Source organism: Variovorax sp. ISS6 (assembly GCF_056523145.1).
The window spans coordinates 1,520,035-1,541,423 of sequence record NZ_JAWRZC010000002.1; the positions used below are offsets into that span (position 1 = coordinate 1,520,035).

The following is a 21,389-nucleotide window of genomic DNA, read 5'->3' on the forward strand; positions in this document are numbered from 1 at the left end:
AGGGGGCGTGCCCCGGGGCTGCGCGGGGATTGCGGCAATGGCATCCTATGCTATATGATTCATATACGTTTCATATAGATCCAGCACCATGGGCATCGTCAAGATCTCCGACCTCATGCACGAGAACCTGCGCGTCGCGGGCACCGCGCTGAGCCGTTCCATCAACGCGCAGGCCGAGCACTGGATGCGCATCGGCATGCTCGCCGAACTGCATCCCGACCTCGATCACCGCGAGCTGTGCCAGCTGCTGGTGCGCGCCGAGATGGCCGGCGGGCTCGACCTCGCGATGGCCTGCGCGCCGAGCGAGCCGCACGCGCCGCGGCCACCTGGCCGCGCGGCGGGGCGGGCGGCGAAGGTCGTGCAATGAACATGGCCGTGCCCCTGAAGACGCCCGAGCAGATCGCGCTGTCGCGCAAGGCCGGGCATCTCGCGGCCGAGGTGCTGCGGATGATCGGCGCGTACGTGAAGCCCGGCGTCACCACCGGGGAGCTCGACAGCCTCTGCCACGACTACATCGTCAACGTGCAGCACGCGATCCCGGCCAACGTGGGCTACAAGGGCTTCCCGAAGACGGTATGCACCTCCGTCAACCACGTGGTCTGCCACGGCATTCCCTCGGCGCAGAAGACGCTGAAGAAGGGCGACATCGTCAACATCGACGTGGCCGTGATCAAGGACGGCTGGTTCGGCGACTGCAGCCGCATGTACTTCGTCGACGAGCCGAGCCCGCTCGCGCGCCGGCTGGTCGAGACCACCTACGAGGCCATGCGCGCCGGCATCCTGGCCGTGCGCCCGGGCGCGACGCTGGGCGACGTGGGCCATGCGATCCAGAGCGTGGCGCACCGCGAGCGTTTCAGCGTGGTGCGCGAGTACTGCGGCCACGGCATCGGGCAGATCTACCACGACGATCCGCAGGTGCTGCACTACGGCCGGCCCGGCGAAGGCCTGCGGCTCGCGCCCGGCATGGTCTTCACCATCGAGCCGATGATCAACGCGGGCCGCCGCGAGACGCGCGAGCTGCCCGACGGCTGGACCGTGGTCACGCGCGACCATTCGCTGTCGGCGCAGTGGGAGCACATGGTCGCGGTGACCGAGGACGGCTTCGAGGTGCTGACGCCCTGGCCCGAGGGCACGGGCAGCTACCCGCCCATCGGTTAGTTGTCGGTCCAGCGAAAGCGCGCCGTGAAGTTGCGCAGCAGCGCCGGCTCGTAGGTGAAGGCCATGCCGCGGATGCGCGCGGCGCGCCGCGCCACCTCGGCCAGCGCGTCGGCCACGTAGTCCATGTGGTCGTTGGTGTAGACGCGCCGCGGGATCGTGAGCCGCATCGATTCGAGCGGCGCCTTCTCCTGCAACCCGGTGGCGGGATCGCGCCCGAGCAGCAGTGAGCCGATCTCCACCGCGCGCACGCCCGCTTCGAGGTACAGCTCGCAGGCGAGCGCATGGGCCGGAAAGCTGTCGGCCGGCAGGTGCGGCAGCAGCGCGGCCGCATCGACGAACACCGCATGCCCGCCGGTCGGATGCTGGATCGGAATGCCCTGCGCGCGCAACCGCTCGCCGAGGTAGGCGACCTGGCCGACGCGGTAGCGCAGGTAGTCGGCATCCATGGCCTCCTCGAGGCCGACCGCGAGCGCCTCCATGTCGCGGCCGGCGAGGCCGCCGTAGGTGATGAAGCCCTCGCTGACCACGCAGCGTTCCTGCACGGCGCGAAACAGGTCCTGGTCGTCGCGGAAGCTGCAGAAGCCGCCGATGTTGACCAGCCCGTCCTTCTTCGACGACATCACCGCAATGTCGGCGCAGGCCATCATGTCGCGCACGATATCGGGCACTTCGCGCCGGGCCTGGCCGGCCTCGCGTTCGCGGATGAACCAGGCGTTCTCCGCGAAGCGCGTGGCGTCGATCACCACCGGGATGCCGGCCTCGCGCGCGAGCCGCGAGGCCGCGCGCAGGTTGGCCAGCGCGACCGGCTGGCCGCCGCTGGTGTTGCAGGTCACGGTGGCCACCAGCGCCACCACGTTGGCCGCGCCGTGCGTCTCGATCAGCCGCGCGAGTTCGTCGAGGTCGAAGTTGCCTTTCCAGTCGTGGTAGGTGGCGGTGTCCAGTGCCTCCTTCGTCAGTGCGTTGAGCGCGCGCGCGCCGGCCAGCTCGATGTGGAGCTTGGTGGTGTCGAAGTGGAAGTTCGACAGGAACACCGGCCGCTTCGCGCTGCGGCGCTTCACGAGCTCGGGGTAGAGCAGTTGCTCGGCCCCGCGGCCCTGGTGCGCGGGCACCGTGTGGCGATGGCCGAAGACCTTCTCGATGGTGTCGGCGAGCCGGTAGTAGCTGCGGCTGCCGGCATAGGCCTCGTCGGCCGCCATCATCGCGGCCCACTGGCGGTCGCTCATCGCGCCGCTGCCGCTGTCGGTCAGCAGGTCGATGAAGACGTCGTCGCTGCGCAGCAGGAAGGGGTTGAGCCCCGCGTCGAGCAGGGCCTGCTCGCGGTGCGCGCGGCTGGTCAGGGCGATGCGCTCGATGGTCTTGATGCGGAACGGTTCGGGGATGCGCTTCATGGGTTCTCCTGGTCGAAGCTCGGTGCGGATGGATCGGATGGCCGACCCCGGGGCATTCGCGAATGGCGATGCAATGCAGTTGCGCATTCGTTGCCAATCGAGAGAAGATGTCTCGTCTGCTCTCGCCCCTGGGTCGAGCTCGCAACGATTCTTTCGCCCGGCTTGCGCAATGGGTTTTCATTGCACCTGGGGATCACCCCGCGAAGAAGAGAAGTTCTTTCACCATTCCCGCCAAACAGGAGAACATCTTGCAACCCGTACCGCTGGACTCGATGGACACCCGCATGCTCGAGGTGCTGCAGGGCCATGGCCGCATCTCCAACCTCGAGCTCGCGGCCGCGGTCGGGCTCTCGCCCGCGCAATGCAGCCGCCGGCATCACCGGCTCGAGGAGGAGGGCGTGATCGCGCGCTACGAGGCGCGGCTGCGGCCCGCGGCCGTGGGCCTGCGCGTGATGGCCTTCGTCCACATCGCGATGGAACGCGGCCATGTGCGCGATTTCAAGCGCTTTCGCCAGGCCGTGACGCAACTGCCCGACGTGCTCGAATGCCACTCGGTGACGGGCGACGTCGACTACGTGCTCAAGGTGATCGCGCGCGACCTCGAGGCGCTCAGCACCTTCCTCACCGAGAAGCTCTCGGCGCTGCCCGGCGTGAGCATGGTGCGTTCGAGCGTGTGCCTCGAGGAACTCAAGGGCGGCGCGGCGCTGCCGCTGGCGCAGGCCGGCGCCTGAAGCGGGACCTCAGCCGCGCCGCGACTGCACGAAATCCACGAAGGCGCGCAGCGGCGCCGGCAGCCGCTCGCGCCCCTGGTAGTAGAGAAAGGGCCCGGTGAAGGGCTGCCACCAGTCCTCGAGCACGGGCACCAGCGCGCCGCTCGTCAATTGCGGCTGCAGCCATTCCTCGAACAGATGGATCACGCCGATGCCGGCCACCGCCGTGTCGACCGCGAGCTCGACACCGCCGCCCAGGCGCACGATCAACGGCCCATCGACATCCACCGTCACCACCTCGCCCTCGCGCTCGAATTCCCAGCCCGCCATCGCGCCGCTCGCGAACCGCCCGCGCAGGCAGGCGTGCTGCAGCAGGTCGCGCGGATGCATGGGGCGGCCGTACGCCGCGAGGTAGGCCGGCGAGGCCGCGGTCGCCATGCGCTGGCGGCGCGGGCCGATCGGGATCGCGATCACGTCCTGCTCGAGCCGTTCCTCGTAGCGGATGCCCGCATCGCAGCCCGCAGCCAGCACGTCGACGAAGCTCTCCTCGACCACCACCTCGAGCAGGATCTCGGGATAGGCCGCGAGAAAGGGCGGCACGATCGCCGGCAGCACCAGCCGCGACGCGCTCGCGGGCACGTTGAGCCGCAAGGTGCCCGCGGGCTTGTCGCGAAAGCCGTTGACCACGTCGAGCGCGGCCTCGACCTCGCCGAGCGCCGGCCCGAGCCGGTCGAGCAGCCGCGCGCCGGCCTCGGTGGGCACCACGCTGCGGGTGCTGCGATGCAGGAGGCGCACGCCCAGCCGTGTTTCGAGCCGGCGCACCGCCGCGCTGAGGCTGGAGGCGCTCACGCTCTGCAGCCGCGCCGCCTCGCGAAAGCCGCCGGCGCGCGCCACCGCCACGAAGACCGCCAGATCGCCGAGCTGTTCCGTCATCGCCTGTCTTTCGATTGTTCGTTTTTCCGCACGACCCGTGCGCATTGAGCCGGCTTATCGTACGCCGCTGCGGTGCCTACATTCAGCTTCAACCTGAAAGGAAAGCCCATGAACCCGCTCGACACCATCTCCACCTTCCGCCTCGGCAGCCGCGACGTGAAGCGTCTCGGCTACGGCGCCATGCAGCTCGCCGGCCCCGGCGTCTACGGCCCGCCGAAGGACCGCGCCGCCGCGGTCGCGGTGCTGCGCGCCGCGCTCGAGGCCGGCGTGGACCACATCGACACCAGCGACTTCTATGGCCCGCACGTCACCAACCAGATCATCCGCGAGGCGCTGCACCCGTACCGCGACGACCTGACCATCGTCACCAAGGTCGGCGCCACGCGCGGGGCCGATGCCTCGTGGAACCTCGCGGCCTCGCCGGCCGAGCTGCGCCAGGCGGTGCACGACAACCTGCGCAACCTCGGCCTCGACGTGCTCGATGTCGTCAACATGCGCAGCATGCTGGGCGTGCACGGTCCGGCCGAAGGTTCGCTCGAGGCGCCGCTGACCGCGCTCGCCGAGTTGCGCCAGCAGGGCCTGATCCGCCACATCGGCCTGAGCAACGTGACCGCGAAGCAGGTCGAGGACGGCCAGCGCATTGTGCCGATCGTCGGCGTGCAGAACATGTACAACCTCGCGAATCGCGGCGACGACGCGCTGGTCGAGAAGCTGGCGCGCGAGGGGATCGCCTACGTGCCCTTCTTCCCGCTCGGGGGCTTCACCCCGCTGCAGTCGGGGGTGCTGTCGGAGGTGGCCGGCGAACTCGGCGCGACGCCGATGCAGGTGGCGTTGGCCTGGCTGCTGCAGCGCTCGCCGAACCTGCTGCTGATTCCGGGGACTTCGTCGCTGGGGCATCTGCGGGAGAACCTGGCGGCGGCCGGGCTGAAGTTGCCGGCCGAGGCTGTGGCGCGGCTGGACACCATTGGCGCTGGGGCAAGGCACTGAAGGACGGGCGTCGATGCCTGCTCCGTGTTCCAGAAAAGTCAAAGACCTCTATTGGTTGTGGAACACGATCGCTCGACGACATCCTCGCCCATCCTTTCGCAATGGAAAGTAGACAGAGGGTGCCCAGGTGGTCACCGATTCCTCGAACATGCCCTGGGGGCTCGATGCGATCACCCTGATGTTGGTCATTCGTCCATCGGCCACGTCATGTTCCAGGATGACCCAGCCATCCTGCCGGGCTTCGCGGGCCGCTCGCGGAAAGACAAGTGTGGGAAATGTGGGCGTTCCCAAGTCTCGACACACGGACATGAAGGGGCTTGGGATCGCGGGCATGGCCTCCGGCGGAGGTTTTGCACCGGACGCACAACCGCCCAGCACGGCGAGCAAAGCCAGGGCGTGAATCAGTCTTGTCATGGGAGGCGGACGAGCATTCCGGGTGCTCGAGTCTTTTGGGGAGATCGGGGATTCTGTCTCGACGATGTTCGATGTGCCAATCTCGCGCGCGCCAGCGCCGAGGTCGCCTCTAAACTGCAGCCCCATGCGGACCGACCACCGAGCAAACCTCCAACTCATTCTCACGCTGCAGTCGCCGCCGCCGGGCGTCGACTTTGCCGTGCAGCGCGGGCGCGATGAGTTGGTGAGGCCATTCCTCGCGACGGCGAACTCGGTGTCCTTCGCCATCACGCTGACACTTGGTCCCGCACTCGCCGATGGTTCTCCCAACTTCCGGGGCCCTTTCGCGCAAGGCACGCCCGCGGATCGATTCGTGTACGTGAACTCTGGGTTGTCCGCGGGGCAGACGGGAACGCCGTGGCAGCGAAGGGCGAAGATCAAGCTGGCCGATATTCCGATCGCGCTGGTGGAGCGCGCAGCGGGCGACCCGAATGCCGCGATCGAGGCATGCATCGAAGGAACGATGAAGGATGGTGGGCCGGTGTGCGCGAGTGTTCGGGCGCCGCAGATTTCTTGGCAAATGGTGATGCGGTCGGATTGAGCCGATGAAAGGGCTTCGAGAACATGTTCTTTGGGCGTGACGGGCTGGAGTCTTCTCGATGAAGGAATTCGCTTCGGTCGGGGCCGCGGATGGGCCTCGGTGGCCGCCACGCGCTCGATGCCGATCATCGACAGGCAGGCCGAGGTAGGCCTGGCACGAATGGGTACGATCGGCCGGAAGCAGACTCGGACGACAGTTTCACGCAGGAAGATGGGATGATCCACGAATTCAGAGAAGCGATCGCAAGCAGCGGGATGCTCACCGATGTCGAGGTGCGCGAGGACATCGTCGTCGGCCGGGCGCGAGTGTTGGCGGCGCAAGCTGACGTTTGGGTCAACGTCGATCCTGAACTCGAGGACGGGGGAGCACCGGACGCGACAGTTCTGCTGCGCCGCATCGACCAGATACTCGGCGTCTCGCCAACGCAGTGGGGCCTGATCATCGACCAGATCGTTGGCGAAATCGAGGCGGCCGTTGGTGACGAGCCAGTGAAGGAATCCACCAGCCTGCGATCCGATCTGGTCTTGAAGTCGGTCGTTGTGCTCGCGGAGGCGACACTTCTGCGCTTCGAAGCACCACGCCAGTTCCCCGACAGCTGGATCCATGCTCAGCTCGACGAACAACTCGGTCTCGATGACCTTGCAATCGCAGAGCGGGATGTGGATGCAGGAACGATGTCGTTCGATACCGTTGATGATCTGCTGGACCACGTCAGTAAGGACAACACGTCGCGGGAACCGTAGAGACGAGACCTCGTCGACGGCGATCGGGTGGTCTGCGGTCCCATGTTCCGAACCGTGAATGCTCGACAGGAGGAGACGCTCAGCAGCTCGACGGGCAGCATGATAGGGGCCTATATTTCGGTGGTAGAGGCATACCACGCTCAGACCGCACTAGCGATCCGTCCTGCAGATCGCTTGCGGCCAGGACCAGTGATTCGGGCTGCCCTCAAAATTTGCTCCAAAGCGGTCGTTCCTCCCATGCATCTACCTCATGCCAATTGACGTTCTGCTCTCGGTTCCCGCCGGCGGAAAGACCGCGCAGCATCTCTCGCTTTGCGCATCGCTTCACGACGCCTTGAGCGTTGCGAAGGTGAGTGAGCAGCTTCTGCTCATCGACGTGAAGTCCGTCTTGTTGCTCGAAGACGTCTACGGGCATACACATGTACCACCGGATTCTGATGAACTACTTTGGCGTACGGAGAACGCTCGTCCTGTATTGCACGAAGCCGACCTCCGCGATGGCGAAAAGGAGGGCTACCTCGGGAAGTGGAATCTGGATTTCCTTACGTGGCTTCGACAAGTTGCCGTCGCAGTTTCCGAACCGGTCGCAGTCGCATACGAGCACGAACGTGGCGACACGCCCTATGAATCGGCTTGGTGGACCTGCGACCCACTTTCGGAAACTGGCGAAGTCGAGACCTTTGGTATCCAGAGCAACGATGGAATGGACAAGCCCGAATGGCGTGCTGAGGTAGTACGTTGTGCAGATGGCCGCATCGAAATTCGCTGAACGAGGCGGCATACGGCCACAAGCAGACATCGAGATGATCTTCAAAGCTCTGGATTTGACAGCGTTTCAGCGTCGCCTCGACGGGTGGCGCGGCGCGGACGCGAGTATCAATTCATTTAGGAACGACCAGGACCGCCTCATCGTGAAATTGACTGATCCGACCAGCCGGCAGGAGCCAGTTGGACTGGCATTTTTCAACTGCACCTATCTGGCTGGCCCAGTTTCCTGGACAGCGATGAACTTGGTGGTGCAGGAGATCCAAAGAGACGATGGTTTGCCGGGCTACGAAGCTCGAGACGAAGGCTCCGGTTTCGTTGTGCGTTTCGCTTCAAGCAGCCTTTATGGTGATGATGAAACGTTCTTGCGAGAGCGTTCTTGATCGCATACTTCGGGCGGCCTACTTAACCCGGCTCGCATTGGGGGCAGAATGCGGCCAGAAGCGGTCGGTCAACGCCACAGCACCGTTCACCCAAAAGCAGTCAGTGAGCGAGCCCTCTGATGATGAACCCATACGTAAATCCGCTGCCATTTTTTCCTCGTACGCAAATGGAGCGAACGGCATGCAACTTGGTGACAGCCGAGAGCGGGGAAGTGGTGCTCAACTTCTGGGACCAATCAACCTATCCATATGAGGACTTGGACGGAAATCCCGTTCATTTGGGAGCGGACTACAAGATCCGTACGGGCAGCCTCCATGCAGGACTTTTCTCTAGTGGAAGCTTCTACCTTGTTCGGGTTAACGGAGGTTCCGTCGACGTCGAATTTGAAGGGCGATGGGTTTGACGCCTACTGGCCAGAAGCTGCCCCTCGCGCAAAAGATGCACTAAAGATGTTTTTTGCTTGACTGAATATGAAATCTTCCGTAATTACAAAGCCGTTCGAACAGCCCGTAGTCAGCTTTAGTTTTTCGGATATTAGTGAATTGACGCTCGGAGTTACTGGTTTGCGCGTCGTGGTCAGCTTTGACCGCACTCATGATGACGAAGACAGATACCTAGAGGTTTTATTCTCGATTCCAAGAGGATTTAGATTCCTCGATGAGGGAGACTTGCTCTCTTATTGGGGGGTAGTCCCTGTACAGACAGGGCACACAATCTTCGAGGTCAAGCAAGGTGGCTGGATGGAGCAAGAGCAGTCCTACGGCATGCTGAATGTGACAAGTGCCATCGGCGACTTTAGAGAATGGCTCATAGTTTCCTCCGACGGATGTCTGAGCGTAATCTCAAAAATTGAGCCCATGGTTCGCTTTATACAGAGGTAAGTGCATGTGCATCGCTGACCGGATGCAGCCACAACCGGAAAGTTGTTGTGAAGCAAGCGGAACACCCTGAAAAAGCATTCGGCGATCAAATTGCATTAAATGGAAAACTAATGGCAGTATCCCCCGAACAACTCAGCGCGCTTGTCACCTACTGCACCGACTTCGCAAAAACGATGCTGAAGGACACAGGAGACTTCTACCCATTCGGTGCGACGTTGACGAATGACGGAAAGTTTGGAAGCGTTGGTGGTCACAACGGCCAAGAGCGGCCAAATGCTCAAGAGATTTACAAACTACTTGGCTGCAACTTTGCTGCTGATGCAGCCGCCGGAAAGCTGTCGGCGGTGGCTCTCGCTGCGAACGTGAACATTCCCGATGAATACTCACCATGAATCGCCCCGGGATTCGCGGAGGCTGTTTGGTTTAAGTCAGGCCACCACCTCGGTGTTCTGACTGGCGAGTTGCCGGTAGTAGTTTGCCTCGGCTTCTGCTGGCGGGATATACCCGATGGATTCGAGCAGGCGATGGTGGTTGAACCACGACACCCATTCAAGCGTTGCGAGTTCCACTGCCTCCTTCGTTTTCCAGGGTGCTCGGCGATGAATGAGCTCGGCCTTGTAGAGCCCGTTGATGGTCTCGGCCAAGGCGTTGTCATAGCTGTCGCCCTTGCTGCCCACTGACGGCTCGATGCCCGCTTCTGCCAGGCGTTCGGTGTAGCGGATGCTGACGTACTGCGAGCCCCTGTCGGAATGGCAGACCAGGCTTCCATCGCGTTCGGGCTGCCGGGCATACAGAGCCTGCTCCAGTGCATCGAGCACGAAGTCGGTTCGCATCGAACTGCTCACCCGCCAGCCGACGATGCGCCTGGCAAACACATCGATGACGAAGGCCACGTACAGCCAGCCCTGCCAGGTCGAGACGTACGTGAAATCGCTGACCCACAAGTGGTTGGGCCGCTCGGCGCGAAATTGCCGATTGACCCGGTCCAGCGGGCATGGCGCCTTGGCATCGCCGACGGTGGTGCGCACGGCCTTGCCGCGCATCACACCACGAAGGCCTAGCCTGCGCATCAATCGCTCGACCGTGCAGCGGGCCACGACAACACCTTCGCGTGCCAGTTGCCGCCACACCTTGTCGGCGCCGTAGACCTGCATGTTGGCCTGCCAGACACGTTCAATCTGTGGCATCAGCATCTCGTCACGATGCGCCCGGGCGCAGCGCTTGTGGGGCTCGCGCAGCAGCGCTGCGTGTCTTCGGTATGCCGACGGGGCGACCTGCAAGACCTTGCAGAGCGGCTCGACCCCGAAGGTATCGCGATGCTTGTCGATGAAGTCCTTCAGGACTTGAGCCGGCGGTCGAGCTCCGCCTGGGCGAAAAACGCGCTGGCCAGCTTCAATATCTCATTGGCCCGGCGCAGTTCCTTGACCTCGCGCTCCAGCTCCTTCATCCGCTGGGCCTCGCTGGTCGTGATGCCTTCACGAACGCCGGTGTCGACCTCGGCGCGCTTGACCCATTCGTTCAAGGTCTGCGGGACACATCCAATCTTCGGCGCGATGGACTCGATGGCCGCCCACAGCGACGGGTACTCCCCCCGGTGCTCCTGCACCATCCTCACCGCGCGCTCACGCACCTCGGGCGAGAACTTGTTTGACTTGCTCATGGCTCAATCCTCTCAGAGTGTTGAGCCTCCTCAAAACCCGGGGCGATTCACCAAGCGCCCCCGATGGGGTTCGGGTACACGTTGAAGCAGAAGGGTTCTCACGCTTCATCTAAATGCCCTACCGCATCACCAAGCAGGGCCCTTTTAAGAAAAAATTTGTCGCCGAGTTTGATGAATTATTCTCGGTTGCGATCGCTCCGCAGTTTTTCTGGGCAAGTGGCATTTAGCTGCAAACGGCCACAACCGGACGTTCAGCAACAGTAGCAAAACCGATGACCACGACCCTGTCTATAAATTCCGCTATCGATGCTTTGCAAGAGGTGGCTGGCCAGGAGATCACGGTTGAAGGCGTCCTCTGCTTCGAGTTCGAGGACACGTCCATCGATCACTTCCCGAAGGTGGAGCGGCGCGAACCGGGCCGAATAGGGCCGATCCGCCCTTCAAGCATTTGGTTGAGCGTCGGTAACGGAGCGCTTCGGTTCAATGAAGATCAACTCAAGCGATGGCACGGTAAGCGCGTGACAGTGAGCGGAACGTTATCTGCCCCGGTCTCGGGTTTCGATGGATGCGGTCACATGTCCGCCTGCGCAGCCGAAATGCTTGCTCGTTCCATCGAGCGGCTGTAGCCGGCCAGAACCGGTCGTTCGATAGTGGCTCAGAATTTGGGGGGGCGTCTATGCGGAAGCGTGCCGATGTCGCAGAGGGTCGGGACTATCAGTTGGCATTGGTGCAACTGGGTGACGGAAAGCGCACTTTGCCGATCCCCACAGCCCGTGGCAGCGGGGGCGCAACGAGAACATCAATGGACTGATCAGGCAGTACCTGCCTAAAGGCACCGACCTGAGCGTCTACAGCCAGCGCCAGCTCGATGCCATTGCCTGGGAGCTCAACACCCGTCCGCGCAACACGCTCGATTGGAGGACGCCTGCGGAGGCCTTCTTCCAGGACTGCCTCGACCACAATGCGCAGTTTCCAGACGGTGTTGCACTTGGGGTTTGAGACCGCCCTCTCAAAAAAATAGCACGACTACTGATGATGTTTGATCTTGGTCGCCGCAGAATCAAGAACATGGGCCAAGAGAAATTTCTGCGACGCCGTCGAAGATCTGTTTCTGGCGGTGGTGGCAGTTGGAATGTCGACGATGCTTATTTTTCGGGCGTGTGGATCTTTGGAAGTTGCTCGGCCCATTGGATGTACGAACGGAGTTCAGGCTCTGCGGCGGAGGGATAGAAACCTTCCAGCGAGCGGTGAGCGGACGTGGCTGTCATCCCGGCTCGCAGAATCCAACTCGCCCGGAAGCACTCCAGGTCGTTGGTTTTATAGCACTGCTCTTCGGCCTTGATTGACACCGAGTTGACTACGGCGTTGACTGCACGCGCACGACTCGCCCCTGCCAAGAACGAAAAATATGCGGTGACACCGAGTGCAATCACGAACAGAGAAAGAATGGACCAAAGACGTCGGGACATAAATAGCGCGTTGGGTTTTTTGGGGATTCTGCATCGTCCCAGACGATGCGATGTTGACCGGCAGCCATCACGAAGGCGGGAGCCAATCAGGATGCGAGGAACGTATGCTGTGTACTCTTGGCAATCAACTTTCATGAGCGCCTCCTTTTTCACAAGCTGCGGCTCAGTCGTGGTGTCGAACAAGCGATCCGCGGCCCTGGTGGAGTTCGCCCTCGCCTGCGCACGGAGATGTATCGAGGAAAACGAGCACGCCCTGTTCGTGAGCAAGTTCGAGTCGGAGTCCTCATCGTTTTTCCCCGGCCATGACTTCGACCTGGAGGAGCTGTTCAGCACCAGCGAGGAGAGGCAGTTCTGGTCCGATGTCTTCGCAACTTTGGCGTCGGGCCTTGATGCTGGAACGTTGGGCAACCAAGTTGACAGGACATGGGCACCCAGCGCAGCGTCGGACGCCCGAAGAATCAGTGTGTTGTTGGCCGCGGCAGCACTGCGGCCGAGCGGTTGAGCGCGAGGTCGCCCCGCTCAGTGCGCCCGCGTCCCCGACATCAAATTCACCAACCGCGCCGTGGAACTCACCCCCAGCTTGCTCCGCGCACTGCGCAACTGGTGATCCACCGTCGAGAACGACCGATTGAGCTTTCGCGCAATCTCCTTGTAGCTCAACCCATCGACCGCCAGCCGAACCACCGTGCGCTCGGCCGGCGTCAAGCTCTCGAGCAGATCGATCGCATCGCCGTCATGCACCGGACGGCTAGCAACCCGCTGCGTTCCACCCGCCACGCGCTGCGCCGCACTCATCACCGGCCCCAGCACCACCGCCGCGATCTCCTCGAACCGCGCCCAGCGCTCGTCGCGCGCCGGCTCGCAGGCATCCATCCAGTCGACGCACATCAGCCCCAGCGGGCGCGTGCGGTCCATGATCGGCGCGGCCATCTTCACGCGCGTGCCCATGCGCAGCAGCTCGGCGCGGGTGCCGTGGCCGAGCCGGCGTTCCTGCTCGACGTCGCGCAGCACCACCACGCCGTGCGCGTGCCAGACGGTCTGCACGCCGCAGTCGGCGGCGTCGATGGCGAGGCCGATGACCGAGGGCACGTCGCGGTCGCGGCGCAAGGCCTCGGCCTGGGGGCGGTAGCAGGCTTCGTCGGGGCGGCCGAAGCCGCAGTCGACGCGGTCGGCGTCGAAGGCCTCGCGCAGCCAGCCGGCGGCGAAGCGCCAGCAGTCGTCGGGTTCGTCGAGATGCAGCAGGAGGTGCGCGGCCAGGTCGCGCGCGGGCCGCCAGCGCAGGGCGCCATGGCCATCCAGCAGGCTTCGGCGCAACTGGCGTTGCGCGGCCATCAGCTCTTCGTCGTTCATGCGCCCATCTCCGACTGCACATCCAGGTCGGCCGGATGATAGCCAGTCCGGGCAGGGCGTCGGCATGGGGTTTGCCTACTTGGCGGCCGGCCGGGCGGCCGCGATCTCCGCGCTGAGGTCGTGGGTGCGCTTGATGACGTACTGGTGCAGCAGCTGCATGTCCTCGGGCTTGAGCACGCCCGCGAAACCCGGCATGCCGCGGTTGATGCGCGCGCCGCTGACGGTGGCCGCGAACAGCTCGTGCTGCTCGGGCTTCATGTAGCGCAGGTCGGGGACGACGCCGCCGCTGACGGCATTGAGGCCGTGACAGGAGCCGCACAGGCCGTTGAACATGAGGCGCGCCTGCTTGATCTGCTCGGCCGACGCGGTGAGCGGCGGCACGTCGGCGGCGCGCGGCAGCGCGGGCGCGAGCTTGGCGGGCGGCAGCTTCTGGCTGGCGCCGAGCTTGAAGGTCACGACGCGCGCCTCGGGCCGCACACGGGCACTCAGCGAAATGGGGCCGGTGATGTGCGGGAAGGCGCCGCCCCAGCCGACCATGAAGCTCACGTACTGCTCGCCGTCGACCTCGTAGCTGATCGGGCCGGCCATGGCGCCGCTGTTGACGGGGCTCTGCCAGAGCTGCCTGCCGTTGTCGGCCGCATAGGCCACGGCGCGGCCGTCGGCCGTGCCCTGGAACACGAGGTTGCCCGCGGTGCTCAGGGTGCCGCCGTTCCAGGCGCTGGCGTAGTCGTGCGACCACGCGGCCTTCTGGCGCACCGGGTCCCAGGCCAGCAGGCGGCCCTTCCAGGCGCCGCGGATCTGGGCCTCGATCTTCGGGTCCTCGGGCAGTTCGGGCACCTCCAGGCCGAGGTTGACCACCGACTTGGTCGGCAGGAACAGCGGTTCCTTCTGCGCCTCGAGCTCGGCCATGGTCTCCTGCGCGGGCAGGTAGACCAGCCCGGTCTTCGGGTTGAAGGACATCGGGTGCCAGTTGTGGCCGCCGAGGAAGGCCGGGATCACCAGCTTCTTCTGCTCGCCGGGCCCGTAGTTGCCGGCGCCGGTCTCCACGGGCCGGCCGGTCTTCAGGTCGATGTGCGAGGCCCAGTTGACCGGCACGTAGTTCTTGGCCGAGATCAGCTTGCCGTCGGTGCGGTCGAGCACGTAGAAGAAGCCGTTCTTCGGCGCCTGCATCAGCACCTTGCGCAGCTTGCCGTCGATGCGCAGGTCGGCCAGCACGATGTGCTGGGTGGCGGTGTAGTCCCAGCGGTCGGCGGGCGTGGTCTGGTAGTGCCAGACGTAGTCGCCGGTGTCGGGGTCGAGCGCGACGATCGACGACAGGAACAGGTTGTCGCCCTTGCCCTCGCTGCGGAACTGGTAGTTCCAGGGCGAGCCGTTGCCGGTGCCGATGTACAGCAGGTTGAGCTCGGGGTCGTAGGCCATGGAGTCCCAGGCCGTGCCGCCGCCGCCCCACTTCACCCAGCCGTTGCCCGACCAGGTCTTCATCGCCATGGCCATGGCCTTGTTCTCGGGCGGCTGGGCCGGGTCGCCGGGCACGGTGAAGAAGCGCCAGGCCTGCCGGCCGGTCTCGGCGTCGTAGGCCGTGACGTAGCCGCGCACGCCGAACTCGGCGCCGCCGTTGCCGATCAGCACCTTGCCCTTCACGATGCGCGGCGCGCCGGTGATGGTGTAGCTCTTGGTCTTGTCGAGCACGGTGTCGACCGACCAGACCTGCTCGCCGGTGCGCGCGTCGAGCGCGATCAGCCGGCCGTCGAAGGCGCCGACGTAGACCCGGCCCTTCCACACGGCCACGCCGCGGTTGACCACGTCGCAGCAGCCCTGGCTCAGCGATTCGGCATTGACCTTGGGGTCGTGGCGCCACAGCAGCTTGCCGGTGCGCGCGTCGAGCGCGTAGACGATGCTCTCGGCGCCGGTGGTGTACATCACGCCGTCGACCACGATCGGCGTGGCCTCCACGCCGCGGTCGACGTCGAGCTTGTAGGTCCAGGCCATGCCGAGCTTGCCGACGTTGCGGTCGTTGATCTTCGCGAGCGGGCTGAAGCGCTGCTCGTCGTAGGTGCGGCCGTGGCTCATCCAGTTGCCCGGCTCGCGGTCGGCCGCCGCGATGCGCGCGCCGTCCACGGCCTGGGCCGCGGCGGCGCCGGCGCCGGCGAGGGCGCAGCCGGCCAGCAGCAGCGCGAGGCGCGCGAACGGCAGGGGGCGGAAAAAGGCATGCGGAAGGCGCTGGGGCATCGTGGCTCCTGTGGTCTCTGTAGGTTGTTGTGGTCTTCGACCCCCCGGGATTCTGGAAAGCGCCCGCGCGCCTGGCTATCGCGAGCTTTCGCGATAGGGTTTGCCGCAGGGGGCGGCGCGCCGGGCCCTGGGGAAGACCCCGGGATTACCCCGTCGCGAATGTTCGCGATGCCATGAAGGCGGCGGGCTCGCAGACTGCGCCCCATGAGCCTTCAAACCTACCCCAATACCGTCGACAACCGTCCGGTCACGTCGGAGCGCAGCTTCGAATCGAAGAACCCCGCCACCGGCGAAGCCATCGGCCTCGTGCCGCATTCCACGGCCGAGCAGGTCGAGCAGGCCGTGCGCGCGGCGCGCAAGGCACAGCCGGCCTGGGCCGCGCGGCCCGACGCCGAGCGCCGCGCGCTGCTGATGAAGGTGGCCGAGGTGCTGCACGGCAATGCCGAGTACCTGGCCGGCTGGGTCACGCGCGAGCAGGGCAAGCCGCTGGGCGGTGTCGGCCCGACCGAGGTGCCGGGCGCGCGCTTCGAGCTGTTCGGCTGCGAGGCCTGGACCCAGGTGCCGGCCAGCCTCGAGATGCCGGTGGACGTGGTGTTCGAGGACGCCACGCGCCGCGACGAGATGCACCGCAAGCCCTTCGGCGTGATCGCGGCGATCGCGCCCTGGAACTGGCCGCTCCTGATCGCCATCTGGCAAATCGTGCCCTCGCTGCGCGCGGGCAACACGGTGGTCATCAAGCCCTCGGAATACACCAGCATCGGCACGCTCGAGATGGTGCGGCTGATCGCCGAGGTGCTGCCGCCCGGCGTGCTCAACACCGTGAGCGGCACCGGCGAGGTCGGCGGCTGGCTGGTCGAGAACCCCGACGTCGACAAGATCATGTTCACCGGCTCGAGCGCCACCGGCGCGAAGATCGCGGCCGCCGCGGCGCGCAACCTCACGCCCACCACGATCGAGCTCGGCGGCAACGACGCGGCCATCGTGCTGCCCGACGCCGACCCGAAGGCCATCGCCATGGACCTGTTCTGGGGCGCCTTCCTCAACATGGGCCAGACCTGCGCCTGCGCCAAGCGGCTGTACGTGCCCGATGCGCTGCACGACGCGGTGGTGGCCGAGCTCAAGGCGATCGCCGAGGCGATGCCGATGGGCGACGGCGCGCAGCCCGGCATCGCGATGGGCCCGATCCAGAACCGCATGCAGTTCGACAAGGTGCGCCGGCTGGTCGACGAGGCACGCGCCGGCGGCGCGACCATCGTCTGCGGCGGCGAGCCGAGCGCGGGCGCCGGCAACTTCTATCCGCTCACGCTGGTCACCGACATCGCGGACGGCGCGAGCCTGGTCGACGAGGAGCAGTTCGGCCCGGTGCTGCCCGTGATCCGCTACCGCGACATCGACGACGCGATCGCGCAGGCCAACCGCGTCGACGTGGGCCTGGGCGCCTCGGTCTGGGGCACCGACATCGAGCAGGCGCGCGCCGTTGCGTCGCGCATCGAGGCCGGCACCGTGTGGATCAACCAGCACGGCGCGATCCATCCGATGGTGCCCTTCGGCGGCGTCAAGGGTTCGGGCTGGGGCCTGGAGTTCGGCATCGACGGGCTCAAGGCGGTCACGCAGCCGCAGGTCATCAGCCTGAAGAAGAAGCCGCAGTAGCCAGCGCCACCGAATGGCATTTGCCGGCACGGGCCGGGCGTCGCGCACGCCCGGCCCGTGTCGTTTTCGGGTGTCGCGCTCCTACAGGAGGCCGGGCCGCGAACTGACCTGGCGATTTTTCGTGGGCCCTAAGTTGAAACCAGTCGGGCAAACGGTCCGGCGGATCCCCAACCTTCCGGCATTGCCGGATCCCTCAAGGAGCATCGTCATGAATCGCACGTCCCATCTGATCGCAGCCCTCGCCTTCACCGCCGCCGGCGCCGCCTTCGCGCAGGGCAACCCGCCCACCACCGCGCCGCCGAACCCCGCCACCGCCGCCGGCCAGCAGAACCCCGCGGGCGGCCCGATGGGCACGACCGGCACCACGCCGCAGAACAACACCATGGCCGCCACCCCGGCTCCGGCACGCGGCACCGCGATGTCGCAGGATTCGGGCAGCAGCAACATGGCCGCCGCCCAGCCGATGCGTCCGGCGCGCGCCGACCGCAACTGAGGCCGCGGCTTCAGTGATGAAGACAGGCATTTCCTGCTCGCGGGCGGCAGCGGCAGCGCTACTGCTCGCGAGCGCGGCGGCGCTTGCCGCCCCGCCCGCGATGCCTGCGGCCCCGCTGACGGCCGATGCCCAGCGCATCGCCCAGGCCGCGGTCGCGGCGCGCGACAACGCGGGCGACGCCTTCGCGGTGGTCGACAAGAAGGCCGCGAGCGTCTTCGTCTTCGACGCGAAGGGCACGCTGCTCGGCGCGTCGCCGGTGCTGCTGGGCCTCGCGCGCGGCGACGATTCGGTGCCGGGCATCGGCGAGCGCCCCATGGCCAAGATCCGCCCGCACGAACGCACCACGCCGGCCGGGCGCTTTGCTTCCGAGCCAGGGCGCAACACGGGCGGCGAGGACATCGTCTGGGTCGACTACGACGCCGCGATCTCCATGCACCGCGTGCGCACCACCAACAAGGCCGACCGCCGGCTCGAGCGGCTCGCCTCGCCCACCATCGCCGACAACCGCATCTCCTACGGCTGCATCAACGTGCCCGCGGCCTTCTACGACGCTTACGTGAAGCCCGCGCTGGGGCAGCGCCGGGGCGTGGTCTACGTGGTGCCCGAGTCCTCGCCGGTCGCCGCGCATTTCGACTTCATGAATCCGGCACGCGATGCGCGCGCGCCGTCGGCCGCGCGGCCTGCACTGTAGCTCCGCGCGACGAGCTTCGCCGGTCTCCTGCGACACAATGCCGGCGTGCCCGGCATGGCGGCACGCCCATCGAAGGAGACGACCCATGGCGAGTGCGGGAACCGTGTTGATCACGGGTGGCGGCCGAGGCATTGGCGCCGAGGCGGCGAAGCTGCTGGCCGCGGCCGGCCACGACGTGTGCTTCACCTACGAGCGCCGGCACGACGCGGCGGCCGAGCTGGTGCGCGAGATCGAACAGGCCGGCCACCGCGCCTTCGCGATCCAGGCCGACGCGGCCGATCCCGCCAGCGCGGCCCGCGTGCTGCAGGCCCTGCCGCCCGCGTTCGCGCCACTGGCCGCGCTGGTCAACAACGCCGGCATCACCGGGCCGCTCGGCAGCTTCGCCGACGTCTCGCACGCCACCCTGCGCCAGGTGATGGACGTCAACGTGCTCGGGCCCATGTACCTCACGCAGGCCGTCGTCGCGCAATGGCGTGCCGAGGGACGCACCGGCGCGGTGGTCAACGTCTCGTCGATCGCGGCCACGCTGGGCGCGCCCGGCGAGTACGTGCACTACGCGGCTTCCAAGGCGGCGCTCGAGGCCTTCACGGTCGGCCTCGCGAAGGAACTGGCCGAACAGGGCATCCGCGTCAACGCGGTCTCGCCCGGCACCGCGCTCACCGAGATCCATGCCGCGGCCGGCGAACCCGGGCGGCCGCAGCGCGTGGCGGCGCGCATCCCGATGCGCCGCGCGGCCGAGGCGCGCGAGATCGCCGAGGCGATCGTCTGGCTGCTGTCGGACAAGTCGTCCTACGTCACCGGCAGCGTGCTCAAGGTGGCGGGCGGCCTGTGACGAGGCGCCGGGAGCCGGTCGACGCGGCCTCGCTCGCGCAGGACCCCGCGCTGCTGCGCCGCCTGCTGCGCGCCAGGGACCGCATGGACGCCGCCTCGCACGAGGAATGGCCGGTCGAGCGACTGGCGCAGGTCAGCGGCGTTTCCGAGGCCCACTTCGCGCGCTCGTTCAAGCAGGCCTTCGGCACACCGCCGCACCGCTATCTGCTCACGCGCCGCATCGAACGCGCGAGCGCGCTTTTGCGCGAGACCGAACTCTCCATCACCGACATCGCCTTCGCCACCGGCTGGTCCAGCCTCGGCACCTTCGGGCGCACCTTCCGCGACATCACGGGCGGCAGCCCGGGCGAGGTGCGTGCGCGCGGCAAGGGCGAGGCCCGGGCCTTCGGACCCGTGCCCGCCTGCATCGTCAGCGCATCGCAGCGGCCCCATCTCCAAACAGCAGTTTCGGAGAAGCGCCGCCAGGCCGCGGCCGGTACAAACGAGGCCGAACCACAGGAGATTCCATGAGCCAAGGTATTGAAACGGTCGGTCTGTATGTGCGCGATCAGGAGGAGGCACTCGCCTTCTACGCGGGCAAGCTCGGCTTTCGCGTCCACACCGATGTCGGCAACGGCGACTACCGCTGGTTGACCGTGCAGCATCCCGAGCAGCCGGCGTTCCAGCTCGGCCTGTTCAAGCCCGGTCCGCCGGTGCACGACGCGGCCACGGCACAGGCGCTGCAGGCGATCGTCGCCAAGGGCGCGATGCCGCCGCTGGTGCTGAGCGTCGACGACTGCCGCGCGAGCTACGAGCGGCTGCGCGCCCAGGGCGTGGAGTTCACGCAGGAGCCGGTGGAGCGTTATGGCACCGTGGATGCCGGCTTCAGGGATCCGTCGGGCAACGGGTGGAAGCTGATCCAGCGCGCCGGGTAGGCGCGGCCCCTCAGCCCACGAAGTTGCCGCTGCTGTTCAGCAGGATCTGGCTGACCTGGTTGCTGGCGCGCGAACCGCCGGCGTAGTCGAAGCGCCAGCCGTCGAGCTCCACCGCGGCGCGGCGCTTGAATTGGGCCAGCAGCTTCGCGCGTCCCGGCTCGGCGCCCGCGCCCGCGATGACGGCGCCGGCATGGCGCCCGCCGAGGTAGCCGGCGAAGCTGGTCGGCGAGGGCTCCTCGTCGAAGTAGCGCTGCAGCGCGTTGCGGTAGCTGCGCACGATCGCGATCTTGCTGGTGCGCGGGTCGGGCACCACGCGCGTGAAGATGATGGGCACGCCCTTGCCGGGGCTCAGTTGCAGGAAGGTGTTGGTGTCGACATCGGACAGGCACACCACGGTGCGCTGCACGCCCCGTCGGGCGAGGCCGCGCGTGAACAGTGCCAGCTCGATGGCATCGCCCGTGAACAGCAGGAAGTACGGCGTGCTGGCGGGCAACTGGCCGCCGAAGAATTCGAGGTCGCGCCCCTGGGGCGCCGTCAGCACCTGTGCCTCGAGCTTGAGGCGTTCGGCGATCTGCGCCATGCCCGGCTGCAGCGCCCTGGCGTGCCCGGCGCTCGGGTACACGATGCCGATCTTCGCCACGCCCATGGTCGCGAGGTTCTTGAGCACGTGGCGGATCTGGTCTTCCCGCGACGCGAACAGCGCGAACAGGTTGGGGTTCGCATCGAAGCGCGAGTCGGCGAGCCAGGGCGCGACATGCGCGATCTCGAGGCGGCTGCTCTCGGCATGCGCCAGGCTCGCGAGCGCAAGGCGTTCGCCGACGGTGCCCACCAGGGCCGCCTGCGCGCTGTCCTCGCCGACGGCCTTCAGCGCGGCCTGCACTTCAGCATCCGATTCGCCCACCTCCAACGCCTTGAGCTGCACGTTGAGCCCCGTCGTGGCCTTGAGCTCCGCGAAGGCGAGGCGAAAGCCCGTCGCATAGTCGCGCGACAGCGCCTGCTGGCTCGGCGAGACGTCCATGAGCTGCGTGACCTTGACCGCCGGCTGTTCGGCGGGACGCGCGCCCTGGGCGAAGCTGGATCCGAGGGACGAAGCGAAGGCCATGGCCGTCGCACCACGAAGGACTTGGCGGCGGCTGGGGCGATGCAGGCTCATGCGGCC

At 66.3% G+C, this 21,389-nt stretch carries 26 protein-coding genes, 1 pseudogene and 1 other annotated feature; of the genes and pseudogenes, 19 read left to right on the forward strand and 8 right to left on the reverse strand.

Annotated features, from left to right (window positions below; all coding sequences use genetic code 11):
* The first annotated feature begins 88 nt into the window (after positions 1–88).
* Entirely contained in the window at positions 89–367 is a 279-nt protein-coding gene (locus AC1HIL_RS38720; protein ID WP_413764714.1) for a ParD-like family protein, read from the forward strand.
* The gene (gene map, locus AC1HIL_RS38725) at positions 364–1,158 is read left to right on the forward strand and encodes a type I methionyl aminopeptidase (RefSeq protein WP_261206136.1); all 795 of its coding nucleotides are present in this window, start codon (positions 364–366) and stop codon (positions 1,156–1,158) included. Before AC1HIL_RS38720 ends, map begins: the two co-directional genes overlap by 4 nt.
* On the opposite strand, the gene AC1HIL_RS38730 is transcribed toward map, so the two are convergent.
* Positions 1,155–2,546 carry a tryptophanase gene (locus tag AC1HIL_RS38730; RefSeq protein WP_479669562.1) on the reverse strand — a complete coding sequence of 464 codons (1,392 nt, stop codon included), beginning with the start codon at positions 2,544–2,546 and terminating at the stop codon, positions 1,155–1,157. The genes map and AC1HIL_RS38730 overlap by 4 nt on opposite strands.
* Positions 2,547–2,794: 248 nt before the next feature.
* On the opposite strand from AC1HIL_RS38730, the gene AC1HIL_RS38735 reads away from it, so the two are divergent.
* Positions 2,795–3,277 (forward strand): Lrp/AsnC family transcriptional regulator, encoded by a 483-nt coding sequence (locus AC1HIL_RS38735; protein WP_431514577.1) that lies wholly within the window; start codon positions 2,795–2,797, stop codon positions 3,275–3,277.
* Positions 3,278–3,286: 9 nt separating this feature from the next.
* Here AC1HIL_RS38735 and AC1HIL_RS38740 read toward each other — a convergent pair whose 3' ends face one another.
* A complete protein-coding gene (locus AC1HIL_RS38740) occupies positions 3,287–4,189 on the reverse strand; it encodes a LysR family transcriptional regulator (RefSeq protein ID WP_479669561.1) in 903 nt (300 codons plus the stop codon).
* 108 nt (positions 4,190–4,297) lie between these two features.
* Here AC1HIL_RS38740 and AC1HIL_RS38745 point away from each other — a divergent pair, with 108 nt between their 5' ends.
* Positions 4,298–5,176: an aldo/keto reductase family oxidoreductase gene (locus AC1HIL_RS38745; protein ID WP_479669560.1), complete on the forward strand. Its 879-nt coding sequence runs from the start codon at positions 4,298–4,300 to the stop codon at positions 5,174–5,176.
* A gap of 48 nt (positions 5,177–5,224) precedes the next feature.
* Here the strand turns inward: AC1HIL_RS38745 and AC1HIL_RS38750 are convergent, their stop codons facing one another.
* The gene (locus tag AC1HIL_RS38750) at positions 5,225–5,749 is read right to left on the reverse strand and encodes an energy transducer TonB (RefSeq protein WP_479672811.1); all 525 of its coding nucleotides are present in this window, start codon (positions 5,747–5,749) and stop codon (positions 5,225–5,227) included.
* On the opposite strand from AC1HIL_RS38750, the gene AC1HIL_RS38755 reads away from it, so the two are divergent.
* From AC1HIL_RS38755 to AC1HIL_RS38780, 6 genes are all read left to right on the forward strand, one after another.
* Positions 5,715–6,170, forward strand: coding sequence for a DUF5990 family protein (locus tag AC1HIL_RS38755; RefSeq protein ID WP_479669559.1), 456 nt, complete (start codon positions 5,715–5,717; stop codon positions 6,168–6,170). The genes AC1HIL_RS38750 and AC1HIL_RS38755 overlap by 35 nt on opposite strands.
* Before the next feature lie 215 nt (positions 6,171–6,385).
* Complete coding sequence (locus tag AC1HIL_RS38760; protein ID WP_479669558.1) at positions 6,386–6,913, forward strand: hypothetical protein; 528 nt, start codon at positions 6,386–6,388, stop codon at positions 6,911–6,913.
* Between the two features lie 250 nt (positions 6,914–7,163).
* The gene (locus AC1HIL_RS38765; RefSeq protein ID WP_479669557.1) at positions 7,164–7,682 is read left to right on the forward strand and encodes a hypothetical protein; all 519 of its coding nucleotides are present in this window, start codon (positions 7,164–7,166) and stop codon (positions 7,680–7,682) included.
* Between the two features lie 34 nt (positions 7,683–7,716).
* Positions 7,717–8,061, forward strand: coding sequence for a hypothetical protein (locus tag AC1HIL_RS38770; RefSeq protein ID WP_479669556.1), 345 nt, complete (start codon positions 7,717–7,719; stop codon positions 8,059–8,061).
* Positions 8,062–8,532: 471 nt separating this feature from the next.
* Positions 8,533–8,943, forward strand: a complete 411-nt coding sequence (locus AC1HIL_RS38775) for a hypothetical protein (protein WP_479669555.1) — start codon at positions 8,533–8,535, stop codon at positions 8,941–8,943.
* 47 nt (positions 8,944–8,990) lie between these two features.
* Entirely contained in the window at positions 8,991–9,335 is a 345-nt protein-coding gene (locus tag AC1HIL_RS38780; protein WP_479669554.1) for a hypothetical protein, read from the forward strand.
* Positions 9,336–9,371: 36 nt separating this feature from the next.
* On the opposite strand, the gene AC1HIL_RS38785 is transcribed toward AC1HIL_RS38780, so the two are convergent.
* Positions 9,372–10,603 (reverse strand): IS3 family transposase gene (locus AC1HIL_RS38785; protein WP_412179492.1). Its coding sequence is split into 2 segments (ribosomal slippage): positions 9,372–10,312 and positions 10,312–10,603, totalling 1,233 coding nucleotides; the frame shifts between segments, so codons are not numbered across the junction.
* Positions 10,209–10,325: a sequence feature (AL1L pseudoknot), on the reverse strand. It overlaps the preceding gene by 117 nt.
* A 272-nt stretch (positions 10,604–10,875) precedes the next feature.
* Between AC1HIL_RS38785 and AC1HIL_RS38790 the strand changes: the two genes are divergently transcribed.
* A complete protein-coding gene (locus AC1HIL_RS38790) occupies positions 10,876–11,229 on the forward strand; it encodes a hypothetical protein (protein ID WP_479669553.1) in 354 nt (117 codons plus the stop codon).
* A gap of 124 nt (positions 11,230–11,353) precedes the next feature.
* Positions 11,354–11,602: pseudogene (locus AC1HIL_RS38795) on the forward strand (IS30 family transposase); the annotation flags it as partial.
* A 146-nt stretch (positions 11,603–11,748) separates the two neighbouring features.
* Here the strand turns inward: AC1HIL_RS38795 and AC1HIL_RS38800 are convergent.
* Complete coding sequence (locus tag AC1HIL_RS38800; RefSeq protein ID WP_479669552.1) at positions 11,749–12,207, reverse strand: hypothetical protein; 459 nt, start codon at positions 12,205–12,207, stop codon at positions 11,749–11,751.
* On the opposite strand from AC1HIL_RS38800, the gene AC1HIL_RS38805 reads away from it, so the two are divergent.
* A complete protein-coding gene (locus AC1HIL_RS38805) occupies positions 12,206–12,574 on the forward strand; it encodes a hypothetical protein (protein WP_479669551.1) in 369 nt (122 codons plus the stop codon). The two genes, AC1HIL_RS38800 and AC1HIL_RS38805, sit on opposite strands and share 2 nt — an antisense overlap.
* Before the next feature lie 17 nt (positions 12,575–12,591).
* On the opposite strand, the gene AC1HIL_RS38810 is transcribed toward AC1HIL_RS38805, so the two are convergent.
* Together AC1HIL_RS38810 and AC1HIL_RS38815 are read right to left on the reverse strand one after the other, a co-directional pair.
* Positions 12,592–13,422 (reverse strand): helix-turn-helix transcriptional regulator, encoded by an 831-nt coding sequence (locus AC1HIL_RS38810; protein ID WP_479669550.1) that lies wholly within the window; start codon positions 13,420–13,422, stop codon positions 12,592–12,594.
* 75 nt (positions 13,423–13,497) lie between these two features.
* Positions 13,498–15,651: a PQQ-dependent dehydrogenase, methanol/ethanol family gene (locus AC1HIL_RS38815; RefSeq protein ID WP_479669549.1), complete on the reverse strand. Its 2,154-nt coding sequence runs from the start codon at positions 15,649–15,651 to the stop codon at positions 13,498–13,500.
* Between the two features lie 204 nt (positions 15,652–15,855).
* Between AC1HIL_RS38815 and AC1HIL_RS38820 the strand changes: the two genes are divergently transcribed.
* The 6 genes from AC1HIL_RS38820 (at position 15,856) to AC1HIL_RS38845 (ending at position 20,230) form a co-directional block, all read left to right on the forward strand.
* Entirely contained in the window at positions 15,856–17,301 is a 1,446-nt protein-coding gene (locus AC1HIL_RS38820; protein ID WP_479669548.1) for an aldehyde dehydrogenase family protein, read from the forward strand.
* A gap of 208 nt (positions 17,302–17,509) precedes the next feature.
* Positions 17,510–17,794, forward strand: coding sequence for a proteophosphoglycan ppg4 (locus AC1HIL_RS38825; RefSeq protein WP_422098740.1), 285 nt, complete (start codon positions 17,510–17,512; stop codon positions 17,792–17,794).
* 100 nt (positions 17,795–17,894) lie between these two features.
* Positions 17,895–18,485 (forward strand): L,D-transpeptidase, encoded by a 591-nt coding sequence (locus AC1HIL_RS38830; RefSeq protein WP_479669547.1) that lies wholly within the window; start codon positions 17,895–17,897, stop codon positions 18,483–18,485.
* A gap of 85 nt (positions 18,486–18,570) precedes the next feature.
* Positions 18,571–19,317, forward strand: coding sequence for an SDR family oxidoreductase (locus AC1HIL_RS38835; protein ID WP_422098742.1), 747 nt, complete (start codon positions 18,571–18,573; stop codon positions 19,315–19,317).
* Positions 19,314–19,826, forward strand: a complete 513-nt coding sequence (locus AC1HIL_RS38840) for a helix-turn-helix transcriptional regulator (RefSeq protein WP_479669546.1) — start codon at positions 19,314–19,316, stop codon at positions 19,824–19,826. Before AC1HIL_RS38835 ends, AC1HIL_RS38840 begins: the two co-directional genes overlap by 4 nt.
* Positions 19,823–20,230 (forward strand): VOC family protein, encoded by a 408-nt coding sequence (locus AC1HIL_RS38845; RefSeq protein WP_479669545.1) that lies wholly within the window; start codon positions 19,823–19,825, stop codon positions 20,228–20,230. The genes AC1HIL_RS38840 and AC1HIL_RS38845 overlap by 4 nt, the downstream gene beginning before the upstream one ends.
* 10 nt (positions 20,231–20,240) lie before the next feature.
* Here AC1HIL_RS38845 and AC1HIL_RS38850 read toward each other — a convergent pair whose 3' ends face one another.
* Positions 20,241–21,383, reverse strand: coding sequence for an ABC transporter substrate-binding protein (locus tag AC1HIL_RS38850; protein ID WP_422098743.1), 1,143 nt, complete (start codon positions 21,381–21,383; stop codon positions 20,241–20,243).
* Positions 21,384–21,389 lie beyond the last annotated feature (6 nt).